General features: G+C 36.7%; 14 protein-coding genes. 12 read left to right on the plus strand and 2 right to left on the minus strand.

Going from position 1 to position 14323, the window contains the following annotated elements:
- Nucleotides 1-162: 162 nt before the first annotated feature.
- The gene (locus tag SPD53_RS11035; protein ID WP_336252581.1) at nt 163-600 is read right to left on the minus strand and encodes a hypothetical protein; all 438 of its coding nucleotides are present in this window, start codon (nt 598-600) and stop codon (nt 163-165) included.
- 552 nt (nt 601-1152) lie between these two features.
- A complete protein-coding gene (locus tag SPD53_RS11040) occupies nt 1153-1596 on the minus strand; it encodes a competence protein ComK (protein WP_336252582.1) in 444 nt (147 codons plus the stop codon).
- Between the two features lie 264 nt (nt 1597-1860).
- Between SPD53_RS11040 and SPD53_RS11045 the strand changes: the two genes are divergently transcribed.
- From SPD53_RS11045 to SPD53_RS11100, 12 genes are all read left to right on the plus strand, one after another.
- The gene (locus SPD53_RS11045; RefSeq protein ID WP_336252583.1) at nt 1861-2073 is read left to right on the plus strand and encodes a sigma factor; all 213 of its coding nucleotides are present in this window, start codon (nt 1861-1863) and stop codon (nt 2071-2073) included.
- A gap of 183 nt (nt 2074-2256) precedes the next feature.
- Nucleotides 2257-2451 carry a hypothetical protein gene (locus SPD53_RS11050; RefSeq protein ID WP_336252584.1) on the plus strand — a complete coding sequence of 65 codons (195 nt, stop codon included), beginning with the start codon at nt 2257-2259 and terminating at the stop codon, nt 2449-2451.
- A 90-nt stretch (nt 2452-2541) separates the two neighbouring features.
- The gene (locus SPD53_RS11055) at nt 2542-2739 is read left to right on the plus strand and encodes a hypothetical protein (RefSeq protein ID WP_336252585.1); all 198 of its coding nucleotides are present in this window, start codon (nt 2542-2544) and stop codon (nt 2737-2739) included.
- Between the two features lie 632 nt (nt 2740-3371).
- Nucleotides 3372-4295: a sugar-binding transcriptional regulator gene (locus tag SPD53_RS11060; RefSeq protein ID WP_336252586.1), complete on the plus strand. Its 924-nt coding sequence runs from the start codon at nt 3372-3374 to the stop codon at nt 4293-4295.
- Nucleotides 4296-4322: 27 nt separating this feature from the next.
- Nucleotides 4323-5864: an FGGY-family carbohydrate kinase gene (locus tag SPD53_RS11065; protein ID WP_336252587.1), complete on the plus strand. Its 1542-nt coding sequence runs from the start codon at nt 4323-4325 to the stop codon at nt 5862-5864.
- An 88-nt stretch (nt 5865-5952) separates the two neighbouring features.
- Entirely contained in the window at nt 5953-6858 is a 906-nt protein-coding gene (locus tag SPD53_RS11070; protein WP_336252588.1) for a hypothetical protein, read from the plus strand.
- Nucleotides 6859-6930: 72 nt separating this feature from the next.
- Entirely contained in the window at nt 6931-7944 is a 1014-nt protein-coding gene (locus SPD53_RS11075) for a transketolase family protein (protein WP_336252589.1), read from the plus strand.
- Nucleotides 7945-8016: 72 nt separating this feature from the next.
- Nucleotides 8017-9039, plus strand: coding sequence for a dihydroxyacetone kinase subunit DhaK (locus SPD53_RS11080; protein WP_336252590.1), 1023 nt, complete (start codon nt 8017-8019; stop codon nt 9037-9039).
- A gap of 17 nt (nt 9040-9056) precedes the next feature.
- Nucleotides 9057-9695 carry a dihydroxyacetone kinase subunit DhaL gene (dhaL, locus tag SPD53_RS11085; RefSeq protein ID WP_336252591.1) on the plus strand — a complete coding sequence of 213 codons (639 nt, stop codon included), beginning with the start codon at nt 9057-9059 and terminating at the stop codon, nt 9693-9695.
- A gap of 194 nt (nt 9696-9889) precedes the next feature.
- Complete coding sequence (locus tag SPD53_RS11090; protein ID WP_336252592.1) at nt 9890-11425, plus strand: FGGY-family carbohydrate kinase; 1536 nt, start codon at nt 9890-9892, stop codon at nt 11423-11425.
- A gap of 191 nt (nt 11426-11616) precedes the next feature.
- Complete coding sequence (locus SPD53_RS11095; RefSeq protein ID WP_336252593.1) at nt 11617-12678, plus strand: autoinducer 2 ABC transporter substrate-binding protein; 1062 nt, start codon at nt 11617-11619, stop codon at nt 12676-12678.
- A gap of 168 nt (nt 12679-12846) precedes the next feature.
- Nucleotides 12847-14295 (plus strand): sugar ABC transporter ATP-binding protein, encoded by a 1449-nt coding sequence (locus SPD53_RS11100; RefSeq protein ID WP_336252594.1) that lies wholly within the window; start codon nt 12847-12849, stop codon nt 14293-14295.
- The last annotated feature ends 28 nt before the right edge of the window (nt 14296-14323 follow it).

The raw sequence follows: 14323 nt of genomic DNA on the forward strand, positions 1-14323 counted from the left end.
ATATTTAAATCATAATTTTTATCTATTTCTTTCCAAATATCCATTTCTTGCAAAACAAGATTCTTTTCTATTTCATAAGTTCTTGAAATATGTTTTAATTCTCCTATGATAAATGTGTCCTGATCTTCTAGGTTCATTATTTTAACAACTTGGGGAATGTCTTCAGAAAATATTGTATCCCATACTGATGCATATTTTGGGAGAGGGGCTCTGTTGTTTTTTTCTTATAATATTTATTTTATCTAATGAAAAATCATATAATTTACCTGATATTAGCCTACTTAGAAAATAACCTGTAACAATACTTGAAATTACATAGTATGTAATAAAGGTAAAGTCAGAAGATAGATTGCTTAAGGTGTTAAAGTTGTAAATGTAAAGTTTTGAAATACTTTGATCTGCTAAATGGTTAGCAAACCATATTATAAGATTATATCCAGATAAAACTATTGCATTAATGGGTAACCACAAAACGGCACTAAGTGCTAAAATCTCTATTCCTTGGTATTTTACTGTAGGTGTTATCCCGGATAACTGAATCCAAAAAAATGCAATTAAGCCTGGGAAAGTAAAAACTATAAGTGATAAGAAATCTTCCAAAAGTAAACCCTCCTAAATAAATTATAAAATAATTGTATCCTATGGTCATAGAAAAACAAGGGGAAAATATGAACCAAATGTCATAATCAGGTTTTCATCTTTTAATGGTTTACGGATTGCAACTGACTATTTAGAAGATAAGGAAGAAAAAGCAATTGCAATACATTCTAACCAGTCGGGTATAGTCCATAATATCTATCAGAGATACTCCCCAATTTTAGCAACTTCTCAGATACCAATCCAATTTTAATTACTTTTAATTTTAGTGATTTTGAAGCTATGGTAATGAACGAGCTCATTATTCTTTTACATTTTTAATAGTTGATAAGGAAGGATTGAAAAAGAGTATCAATGTCGAAATAGAATATTGTAGAAGTCGTATTTCACTCCCTTTTCTTGACCGCGAATACTAGCCGCTAATTTTAGATATTGAGGTCTAATCCAAAATAGACAACACCGTTAATCCTAACCGATTACCGATGTTGTCTATTTTTTATAAACTCTTACACAAGCATCTGCCCAATCCCATCGGTAAACATATACCTACATACATCAGTCCGATCCAACTGCTTCTCCAGCGCGTATACTGCAAACCTCCAATTCAACTTCAAGGCTATTCTGAAACACAATCACCGCTTTTCCTTTAGCCCCTTGTTTTGTAGCTAGAATCCGCTCGATATGATGCACATGATTCCCAAAAACCCAGACACAATCATCATCCTTAATCGCATACGTAGAAAAAGCATAAATATCAAAATAGATACTCACCGGAATCGGAACTCTTCGCTTAAAACCAGTCCGCTCCATCACCGATCTCCTTCTGCCATCGAATTTAGCACCGTATCTGGAACATGCACTATTCAAGCGGTGTTTTTTTGACGGATATTTCCTGTCTTGCTCGATTACAATCGTCTCGTACTCGATCTGCCTTGCGGGTAATAGCATATAAGTTCCCAGATTAATCAAATAGTTTTCCAAAGCTTCCAACTTATTCATTGTGAATTAGCCTCCAATATAATCGTTTTCTTATGCGAATATAATTGTAGGCTAACTTTGGAAATTGCCTTCAAAATTGAATTATCACACCCTCTATCTTCGTCATTTTGCAATCTTTTCTAGTGAAACTTCAACTTTGAAGTGTCATCCGCGAAATAAGGAAAAAGTAATTTTTTCTGAGGTAGTTTATGATGAACGTATCACTGGAAGAAAGAAATAAAATAAACATACCAGCCGATAAATTTCAGGAAGGAGCGAGTAACAATGAATAAAGAGATACCAGAAGGAAGGCCCGTTAACGAAATAAGTTTCGAGGAGATTTTCAAACAAAACGAACGAAGAATTTATTACCACATCCACCGCCTAGGCATCCATGATCCCTACCAAGATTTTTATTCAGAAGGTCTTCACACCTTATGGACGGCCCATCGGAAGTACAATCCCAATAAAGGCCCCCTCCGCACCTACTTCAACTAACACCATACGCAATCGCCTCATCGATCTGCTCCGTAAAGAAACCAGCGAGATGGAGAAGGAAGATTCCATTGTAGAAACAGAGAAGCAGCGAATTAGCGATGCAACAACGGAACTCAAAAATATAACGACAGAAATGCCGGGAAGTAAACTGGAAGAGCGTGAGATGTAGTAAGAGTTAAGTCCGTGCTGATCGCTAAACAGTGGGACTGGGTGTATTACTATATCATCCAAGGCTTGCCGCTGAAGGAAATTGTGGAAATGAAAGGGGTTTTCGTTGAAGCGGTGAAGGGCTGTGGAGAAGGAAGCAAGGCGGAAGTTGCGCGAGTGGGCTGCCAGGCAGCATCCGAATCGCCCAAAGTGCGAATTTATCGAACGTGAAAAAATCCCAGCTGAAATCGAATGTTCAGCTGGGATCTGATGTATTTATTTACTTTAACTTAATGAGAAATTGGAAAAGGATGGATAAAGATGAATTACATAAAAGAAATTAATGCATTTTATGATCACCAAGAACGGGAGCCGCTTTTGGGAAGTGCGGTTGCGTTGTGGTATACGCTCATGCACATGAACAATAAAAATCAATTGCTCCAACCGATGAACCACTCTTCAGACCACCACCTGAATCTCCAGATGGCACCACCATCCGAACAAAGAACCGGCCCCTAAGGAAGCTTCCGGTAAGTTATTATCGATTAATGATGTTAATAAGACGATTATTCAGATGACTTCACTAAAGTAGAATCAGAGCAAGTAAGATGTTTGTGGGAGAACTTATGCCCTGTCTTTGGTGTTGAAATCGTAAGACCTCAACACCAAAGGCAGGGCAAGCGAAGCGCGATAGTATAAAGGTCGTTTTACGTGAACAAGAGGATCTTATTTTATATAGTTAGAGTCTATTAAAACAACAACTATAGAAAGAGGCTCTCCAATGAAAGATATCATATCTGATTATTGCATTTATTTTGTACCACCTTTTCATTTCTTTTTACTAGTGTTTGCGTTTCTGCCAATCGCAATCTAATTATAACTACGTCTCCAGTGTATGAAGCGAAACATCTAATTCAAATTCAAGCCCATTCCAAAAGTAAGCGTCAAATAAAGCTCACCTTAAAATAGGTGGGCTTTATTTGACGCTTACACAGCTACTAAATTTACTGCTGGAAAAAATATATTAGAAAAGGTATTGACAAGTTCGTCAATACAGAATAAACTGAATTTAATTATTTATTCATTAGTGTGAATTTAATTTCAATTTTATTGCAACGGAGTGATGGAAATTGCAGAATGGTACTTTCTTATTGACTAAAGTTTCATATATGTATTACATAGACAATATTCCTCAACAGATGATAGCGAAACAACTTAACCTATCAAAAAGTAAAGTATCTCGTCTATTACAGGAGTCGAGGGATAAGGGAATTGTAAAAATTAAAGTAAACACCGAGCCATCGAGAAATTATGAATTAGAACGATTAATTAAAGAAATATATGGAATATCTGATGCGGTTATTGTACCGAATTATTCAACGAAAAAAGAAAGCATTACTAGATCACTTGGTAAGGCTGGTGCAGATTATTTAACAAGTAATGTCAAGGAGGGGATGAGTATAGGGTTTGGTTCTGGAAAAACCCTAAGTGAAGTTGCGAGTCATCTGACTTCTCCGGAGAAAGTAAATTGTGAGGTTATTCCCCTTGTGGGAGGAATTGGTGCCGTTACCTCTGAGGTACATGCTAATGATATTTGCAGAAGAGTGGCTGAAAAGCTAGGTGGTAACTCTCATCAACTTTATTCCCCTGCTATTGTTTCTAAAAAATTATTAAAACAAGAAATAATGGCTGACCCTATGATTCAAAATATCTTTACAAAGATGAAAGATACCGACATAAAAATGGTTGGTGCGGGACATGTTACTGACTCTACTTTCGTTGATATTGAAAGCGTAAAGATAGAAGAAAGTATTGAAATGGAAAAGGCCGGAGTTGTTGGGGATATTTCCTCATGGTTTATAAATAGAAATGGAGAATTAGTCGATTTGGAAATTAATGATAGGGTTGTTGGTCATAACCTTTTTGATACACATTACAAATCACGTTCAGTAAATGTTCTAGTAGCTGGTACGTGGATTAAACGTGATGTGATAGCTGCTATACTACGTGGTAAATTAGTTGATGTTTTGATTACTGATGAGGAAGTGGCTAGATACTTAATTGACATAGCATAAGTTTAATTAATATTGGAGGCTGGATCAATGAAAAAGCAATTGCTCATGGGGATTGATGCTGGCACTGAAAGTGTAAGGGTAGGGTTATATGATTTGCAAGGAAAGGAAGTTGGGATTGGAGTTACTGAGTATCAAACATTTCAGCCTAAGCCAGGTTGGGCTGAACAAAATCCTAGGGAATGGTGGTCTGCTTTAGTTACTAGTACAAAAAAGGCATTAAGTCAGTCAGAAGCTTCAAAAGAAGAAGTTATTGGAATTAGCCTAGATACAACTTCCTGTAGTGTCGTTTTATGTAAAAACGATGGAACACCGCTTCGTTCCTCGCTTATTTGGATGGATGTAAGGGCAAGTGAGGAAGCTAAGTTTATAGCTGCGACTAATAATAAATCTCTCAAATACAATGGATTTAGTAATGTTTCTCCGGAATGGATGCCTTGTAAAGCGCTTTGGTTAAAACGGAACGATACTGAAAACTATGATAAGGCAGATAAAGTGGTGGATTTTACAGATTGGTACACATATATGTTAACCGGCAGATGGACTGGGAACCTATGTAATGCGACCTTCAAGGCGTATTATGATTTGGATGAAGGTGGTTGGCCAATAGATTTCTATAAAGAAATAGGTTTAAGCGATTTAATTGGGAAGTTCCCAGATAACATTTTGAAACTCGGGGAACGTGTAGGCGGGCTTTCTCGCAAAGCTGCAAATGAACTGGAATTATGCGAGGGAACTCCAGTTGGACAAGGAGGAATCGACTCTATTATAGGTCTGATCGGTTTAGGTGTCGTAAAACCTGGGAGATTGGCATTAATTACAGGATCATCACATCTGCTATTTGGGTTAACGGAAAAGAAATTTCACGCCAAGGGCATATTTGGAGCATATCCCCATGGATTGGTACCTAATTTAAATGTAATAGAAGGAAGTCAAATTTCTACAGGATCAATTTTAAAATGGTTTAAAACCCAATTTTGCAAGGATTTAGAAGAGGAAGCAGCGAATAAAGATGTCAGTGTTTATGATCTGCTTACTCTAGATGCTGAAAAAATCCCCCCTGGTTCAGAAGGTCTTCTAGTGATGGACTATTGGCAAGGTAATCGGACACCATTTATTGATCCAAATCTAAGAGGGATGATATATGGACTTTCGCTAATGCATAGGCGGGAGCATCTGTTTAAGGCAATCATGGAAGGTATATCATACGGAACAGATCACATTATTCAAACCTTTAAAGAAAATGGATTTTCTGTAACAGAAGTTTATGCAGCAGGGGGAGCCACAAAGAGCAAATTGTTTTTACAAATTCATGCAGATGTTAGTAATATAACTATCAATGTTCCGGAAAATTCCGAGGCCCCATTATTAGGTTCCGCTATATTGGGAGGTGTTGCGGCAGGTGCATTTCAAGATATAGAAGACGGCATAGAACAAATGGTAAGAATCAAGGATATTATCAAACCTAATAAGGAAAATCATGAGAAATATAAAGAGATTGCTCAACAGTACAGGAAAGTGTATCCGCAATTTGGGAATTGGATGAGAGAAACTACAAAAGTTTCACAATGATTACTAATTGGAAACAATCTGACCAAAGATTTCAGACTATTATTAAGTGTGGGATTATTATTGAAAAATCTTTATGAGGAGTAGTGAAATGTGTGATATGGATTGGATAGAAGAAGCCAGAAGTATTGCAAATGGAATTAGAAAACGTGTGTTAGGTATAACAATTGAAAGAGATGGATCTTACTTAAGTCAGGCGTGCTCATCTGCTGAAATTCTAGCAACTTTATATACAAAAATCCTAAAACTTAACGAAAGTACTGCACCAAAAATTCCGCCTGCATTCACAAATGTACCTGGTAAAAACAAGGGTAATGATATTTCTGGTAAAAATTATAATGGCAAGGGCTCCTCACATACGGACCGTTTTATAGTATCTCCAGCTCACTATGCTGCTGCAGTATACGCTGTGCTGGCAGAGGTTGGACGCATGGACCAGAAAGGGCTTGACCAATTCAATACAGATGGTAGCACGGTTGAAATGATAGGTGCCGAGCATTCACCAGGATTTGAATTGACAACGGGTTCATTTGGTCAAGCATTGAGTCAGGCGGGTGGAATTGCACTGGTTCGCAAACATAAAGGAGACTCGGGTCGTGTCTTTGTTTTTATGTCTGATGGAGAGTTTCAAGAAGGCCAAACTTGGGAAGGAATCCAAGCTGCTTCATTTTATAAATTGGACAATCTAGTCGTCTACGTAGATGTAAACGGACAGCAGGTGGATGGGTGGACCAAGGATGTTATGAATATAGAGCCCCTTGATAAAAAACTCGAGGCATTTGGTGCGAGTGTTCTGAGGGTGGATGGTCACAATATTGAAGCGTTAGCTAAGTCTTCAGAACCGAACAAAGACGGTAAACCACTCTTCGTTCTTTGCTATACCAATACTAGTGAGGGCTTGCCACTCTTGGATAAGCGAAAGCCAAACTTGCACTATGTCCGTTTCAAAACAGACGAGGAAAAAATGCAATTTAGCAAACTCTATGAATCTATGTAATATACAGCATAACAAGTTGGAAGTCATTACTAAGCAGGGAATTATTTCAACAATACGTGAGGAGATTCTATAATGGAATATTTATCGAATGTACACTCTAACAATCTAGTGAGATGGGCGAAAGATAAAGATGATGTCGTTGTATTCTCCGGCGATTTGACTGGCTCAACAGAAATTGCCAAGTTCAAAACAACTTTTCCAGATAGATTCTATTCTCTTGGAATGGCAGAGCAAAACATGTTGAGTTGGGCTGGGGGAATGGCTCGGGAAGGTATGGTTCCATTCCTACATACATTCGCAGTTTTTCTATATCGACGCGCATATGATCAACTTTCGATGTCAATTGCATACCCCAACCTGTCAGTTAAGCTTTTTGGATTTCTTCCAGGGGTTACAACTCCAGGAGGAGTGACGCACCAAGCTATCGAGGATATCGCTGTTGTCCGCTCAATCCCTAATATGACTGTGTTTGAAATGGGGGATGCAACAGATGTAGAATCAGTACTTGACCTTGCCTATAATGTGGATGGACCCGTTTATATCCGTATGATCCGTGGTAAAATTCCTCGTCTGTTTGATACGAATAGACCGACTGAATTCAATAAGGCACGTATTCTCAATGAAGGTGATGATGTTACAGTATTTTCAAGTGGCATATGTACAGAAGAAGCTATTCGCGCTGTTCAGGCATTAAAAGAAAAAGGTATAGCGATTGAACACCTACACATTACAACGCTAAAACCGTTCAATGACCCTCTCGTAGTTCAAGCTATTAAAAAAGCGAAACATGGCATTATTACTATGGAGAATCACTCTACGATTGGCGGTCTTGGTACATGTGTAGCGGAAATAATGGCGGGGCGAGGCATTAATAAACGATTAAGTAAAATTGGGATTAAAGACACATACGCTCATGGCGCCTCTCGAACTTACCTAGTTAAGAAATATGGTCTTGATGCAATGGCACTCATTGAAGAAGTATTCAATCTACTAGGTAAAAAGAATACAATTCAACCGGACGAACTTGAGAAAGTTGAAACCAATGTTAAGGAAAAAATTGAAACGTCTCAATTAGAAGCACTTTAAAAAGGTGTCTTAGAAAGGGAAAAACTTTGATACCCCTGGATAAACACCTAATAAATAAACGGAGGGATAATAATGACGGATAAAAAGTATATGATGAAAAAATTTATTAATGATCCTAATAAAGTTGTTGATGAAATGTTAGAAGGTTTATTATTAGCTCACCCAGATAAATTAAAAAGCGTTCGTAAGGATAATCGTGCATTAACAAGAAAGGATTCTCCCACTAAAAACAAGGTTGGGATTGTAACAGGTGGAGGTTCGGGACATTTACCTTTATTTCTAGGATATGTTGGTGAAGGATTGTTGGATGGTGTAGCTGTAGGCGATGTATTTCAATCTCCAAGTCCCCAGCAAATATTGGATACGATAAAAGCGATAGATGGTGGGGCTGGAGTATTAGCGTTATATGGGAATTATGGTGGAGACGTAATGAACTTTAGTATGGCCACAGATTTAGCTGACTTTGAAGATATTAGAGTAGAGAACGTTGTTGCAACAGATGATGTAGCATCTTTTACAAAAGGAGAAGAATCTAAGCGGCGTGGTGTAGCTGGAATGTTCTTCATGTATAAAGTTGCTGCAGCAAAGGCAGAAAAATTTGCTACATTGGATGAGGTTAAGAATATTGCAATCAGGGCCAATGATAATGTCCGTACAATGGGGGTAGCCTTAGCACCATGTACACTTCCTGAGGTTGGTAAACCAACATTCCAAATAAAGGATGGTGAAATGGAACTTGGAATGGGTATACATGGTGAGCCGGGTATTAAAACTAGCAAAATTGATATAGCAGATGTCGTGACTGAAACAATTATGACCTCTATATTGGCAGATCTGGAAATACCTCCGGGAAGTGAAGTTGCAGTTTTGATAAACGGTTTAGGTGCAACTCCATTAGAAGAACAGTATATTATTTATCGTAAAGTACACAAAATGTTAGAGAAAAAAGGGGTTAAAGTTTATCGCAACTATGTAGGTGAGTTTGCAACATCCTTTGAAATGGTTGGTTTGTCTATTTCCATTTTTAAGTTAGATGATGAATTTAAAGAGTTAATGGATGAGCCATTTGAAACACCATTTTTTATCCAAAAATAAATGAATGAGGTAAAACGATGAATGATAAATTAACGATTCAAGACATAATCGGTATCTTTAGTAAGATTAGTATGATAATCGACGAGAATAAAGATTATTTATGTGAATTAGATGGTGCGATAGGAGATGGAGATATTGGTTTAACGATGTCTCGTGGATTTCATTCTATAAGGGAATTGACGACTGAGGAAGAGTTTACAGAAGTAGGTAGCCTTTTATTCCGGTGTGGAATGAAATTTGTAGAAAGTGCACCTTCAACAATGGGAACACTTTTTGCATCAGGGTTAATAAAAGCAGGAAAGGCAACAAAAGGTAAATCAGAATTGAATTTACAGGATTTCTATCATGTTCTAAAGGAAATTGAATTAGGAATAATGGAGAGAGGAAATGCAAATATAGGTGATAAGACAATATTAGATTCTCTGTTATCAGCCACGAATTCATTAGAACAGTCTATTGATAACAATGAAAATATGAATATGGCAATTGAAAAGGCTTATCATGCAGCGGTAAAAGGAATGAACGATACGGTAAACTTGCAAGCTAAACATGGTAGAGCAGGTAGATACCTGGAAAAATCAATTGGAAAAGTAGATCCCGGCGCAACGGTAGGTGCGTTATTTTATAAAGGAATACATGAATATATCAATAAATGATTTCCAGCATCAAACAATTGAAACGTTTGTACTTACAAAAGTTCCTGTAATGTGCTTTTTGAGGCAGATTGGAGATAACCTCAGTTCTAGCAAATTAGGCTGTTGAAATATCTATCGTGAAGCTTGTATTTCCGAAAATGATGAAAGGGCTCACATGCTTGGATTATACAGAAGTTTAATAAGGGGGTAGTTCAATGGCCTATGTGTTGGGGATTGATATAGGTACATATGAATCAAAGGGGGTACTTGTAAATCGCGAAGGAAAAATTATTGTTACAAAATCCATACCACATAAATTAGAAGTCCCTCGTCCAGGTTGGGCTGAACATGATGCTGAAAATGTATGGTGGAATGATTTTAAAGAATTAACTAACTCCATTTTAAATGATGCTCAAGTAAAATATAGCATTTCATCAATAGAAATTTCGGCTGTTGGTGTAAGTGCTATCGCTCCAGCGGTAGTTCCGATAGACATTCAAGGACTTCCTTTAAGAAAAGCGATTTTGTATGGTGTAGACACTCGTGCTCATAAAGAGATTGACTTACTAAACTATGAAATCGGTGCAGAAGTTATTTATGAAAAAACAGGACAATACCTTTCATCTCAATCAGCAGGGCCGAAAATTCTTTGGATTCAAAGGAACGAACCAGATGTTTATGCAAAAACACATAAGTTTTTATGTGGTTCTGGCTATGTTGTTTATAAACTTACCGATGAGTTAATCATTGACCACTATACCGCCGCTACTTATTCACCCCTTTATAATAACAATAAATTATCTTGGGATGATGCGACGCTATCAAAAATAACAAGTGCAGATAAACTACCAAATTTGGCATGGAGTCATGAAATAATTGGAGAGGTTACGAAGAAAGCGGCACTGGAAACTGGATTATCAACAGGAACTAAAGTAATTGCTGGAACAGCCGATGCGCTCTCTGAATCAATTAGTATTGGAGCTATTCGCCCGGGGGATTTAATGTTAATGTACGGTAGTTCTACTTTCTTTATCAATATTACAGATTCCTTTCAAAAAACCAGAAGCTTCTGGCCAAATATTCATGGGGTAGAAGGGTTGTACACAATTACTGGTGGCACATCTACAGCTGGTTCTTTAACTAGGTGGTATATAGATGAACTAATGCTTCCTTTTATGAATCGTAGTGATATGAAAAATATAAATACATCTGATCTATATACTTATGTCACTAACCAAGCCTTAAAGAGCCCAGTTGGATCAAATGGGCTCATAACACTTCCGTATTTTAGTGGTGAAAGATCACCAATACATCATTCGAGTGCTAAGGGTATGATTTTTGGACTTACCTTACACCATACGACTGCGGATATATATAGATCTTTTGTTGAAGGAATTGCCTATTCTATCCGCCACAACATAGATGAGATGAAAAAGTTAAATACATCAATAAAAAGAGCAATAATTGTTGGTGGAGGCGTTAAAAGTCAGCTATGGGTACAAAGTGTGAGTGATATTTGTCAAATTGGACAGAGTGTACCAAAAGTAACAATAGGTGCAGCTTACGGAAACGCATTTTTATGCGCGATGTCATTAGGTTGGTATTCTAAGCTAAAAGATGTTGATACATGGATTGAACTAGATTATGATGTAGAACCTAAGATAGAAAATCATGAAGTTTTGGAACGTAATTATAATATATACAGAGAGCTATATGAGAATACGAAACGATTAATGGATAAAATTAACTGAATATAAATAACTGTATGATAAATTTGAGGTCAATTGAAAAAAATTACTAGCTGATTAACTCATCGTATAAGTTACGGGCTTTAATGAGAAAAAGATAATAAATTCTATTAAAAAAAGTGGTGATGGTTATGTAGGGAAAGGGCCCTGTTTCAGATGTTAAGGTCACTAAATTTAAATAAGGGGAGATACAATTGAAAAAGAATAAATTTACTTTTATCGGCTTTTTAATGTTGATGGTGACCATATTCCTTATTGGCTGTGGTGATGAATCTTCTACATCAGAAGACCCAGCAGATGAAAATGCAACTGAAGCAAGTAGTGAAGCAAATGAAAGCGGGGAAAAATACGAGATTGCAACAGTTGTAAAGTTAACTGGTGTTGGTTGGTTTGACCGCATGGAAGTAGGAGTTGAGAGATTCGCTGAAGAAACTGGGCATAATGCATTTCAGCAAGGACCACAGGAAGCGGATGCTGCATTACAGGTTCAAATTATTGAAGATTTAATTGCGCAACAAGTAGATGCAATCACAGTTGTTCCGTTTTCCGCTGAATCTTTAGAACCAGTATTAAAGAAAGCTAGAGATGCAGGTATTGTCGTTATTACACATGAAGCAGATGGAATGGAAAATGTCGATTACAATATTGAAGCATTCAACAATGAAGATTATGGAGTATTTTTAATGGATAACCTTGCAGAAGCTATGGATGAAGAAGGCGAATACATGACTGCTGTAGGAAGTTTGACATCTAATTCACATATGGCTTGGGAAGAAGCGGCATATAACAGACAACAGGAAGCATACCCAGATATGATTGCGGTTGAAAGACAAGTTGAAACAAATGATGACCTGCAAACAGCAAGCGCAAAGTTTCGAGAAGTTCTAAAGGCGCATCCTAATTTAAAAGGGTTTCAAGGTTCATCCTCAAATGATGCTCCTGGGGCATCACTGGCTATTGAAGAACTCGGCTTAGAAGGTCAGATTCATGTAGTTGGAACGAGTGTCCCTTCTGTTAGTGGTCAATATATAGAAAATGGATCGATGCATGCGATTACATTTTGGGATCCTGCTGATGCTAGCTATGCAATGAATAAATTGGCTGTTATGGTTCTTGAAGGAAAAGAGGATGAAATTAAAGAAGGATTGGACCTTGGTATTCCTGGATATGATAGCCTCATTGTTGAGGGGAAATATTTATACGGGAATGCACCAGTAAAAGCTGATAAAGAAAATCTTGATGAATTTGATTTTTAAAATAAATAAATTGCTATAAACTATAGGATTTAGTATTCATATTAACGATTAGCTTAAGAGGAAGAGTTAAACTTTTTCTCTTAAGCAAATTTAAACATGATAAAGGGATAAAGACAATGATAATTTATTTGAAAGGAAGGTGTAATTCTCTTGGAGCCTTTAATTCAGATGAAAGAAATAAGTAAGAACTTCGGGGGTGTAAAAGCCCTTAAAAAAGTAAATTTAACCGTATACCCAGGTGAGGTTCATTGTTTAGCTGGTGAAAATGGTTGTGGAAAATCAACATTAATTAAAGTATTGTCCGGAGTAAACATACCTGATCATGGCGAGATATACATTAATCAGAAACGGTATAGTAAGTTGAACACAAAGGAGTCATTATTAGAAGGAATTCAAGTTATTTACCAAGATTTTTCAATATTCCCAAATCTGACTGTAAAAGAAAACCTTGCATTAGGCTATGAGATAGCGAGTAACAAAAAAATTGTTAATTGGAAACGATTTGACGAAATAGCAAAACAAGCTTTAGAAACAATAAACGTAGAAATTGATATAAATGAACGAGTAGAAAATCTATCAATAGCAGATAAACAGATAATCGCCATCGCGAGATCCCTTCTTTTTAATGCTAAATTGATTGTAATGGATGAACCAACAACTGCATTGACGAGTAAAGAGGTTCAGTCACTTTTTAACGTAATAATGAAGCTGAAAAGCAAAGGAATCTCTGTGCTATTTGTTAGTCATAAATTAGAGGAAATATTTGAGATTGCCGAAAGGGTAACTATTTTACGAAATGGTGAAAATGTAACTGAACAATTGGTGAAAGACTTGAATAAAAACAAGATGGTATACCACATGACTGGGAGAGAGATTAAAGAAACAACTTACGAATCAGATTTCAGTGAGGACAGGGAGCCCCTGCTAAAATTGTGTGATTTAGGATTGAAATATATGTTTGCTGGAATTAATTTAGAAATTTACCCTGGAGATATTCTAGGTATTACTGGAACACTGGGATCAGGAAGAACTGAATTGGCAGAGAGTATTTTTGGGATCACTCCTTCAGATTCAGGAACTATAAAAGTACACGGTGAAACAGTTACTATAAAAAATCCCCGGCAAGCAATAAAAAGAAAAATTGTCTATGTTCCAGAGGACCGATTAACAAAAGGGCTATTTTTAGAACAGTCAATTGAACGAAATATTATTATTTCAACAGTTGAAAATTTATTGAAACGCTTAAAAATCATTGATGATAAAAAAGTTAAAAATGCTGTTAAACAGTGGATTGAAAATTTAGGAATCGTTGCAAAGTACCCAAAAAGAAATGTTGAAGTTTTATCCGGGGGAAACCAACAAAAAGTTGTCCTTTCTAAATGGCTAGCAAGCAATCCTGAAATTTTGATGTTAAATAGCCCCACTGTTGGTGTCGATATCGGATCCAAAGAAGAGATACATGAGGTTATTAAAGAACAAGCCAGAAACGGTATGGGAGTAATTATTATTTCAGATGACATTCCTGAACTAAAACAGAATTGTAATAAAATAATAACGATGGACAAAGGCAGAATAATTTCCATAGAAAACACAAAAGAATTTTCCATGAGCATTTAACGAATACATTTTTTTGAGAGTTGGTGGA

The sequence above is a fragment of the Oceanobacillus sp. MO10714A genome (assembly GCF_037072045.1).
In the GTDB taxonomy this organism is placed as follows: domain Bacteria; phylum Bacillota; class Bacilli; order Bacillales; family Amphibacillaceae; genus Oceanobacillus; species Oceanobacillus indicireducens.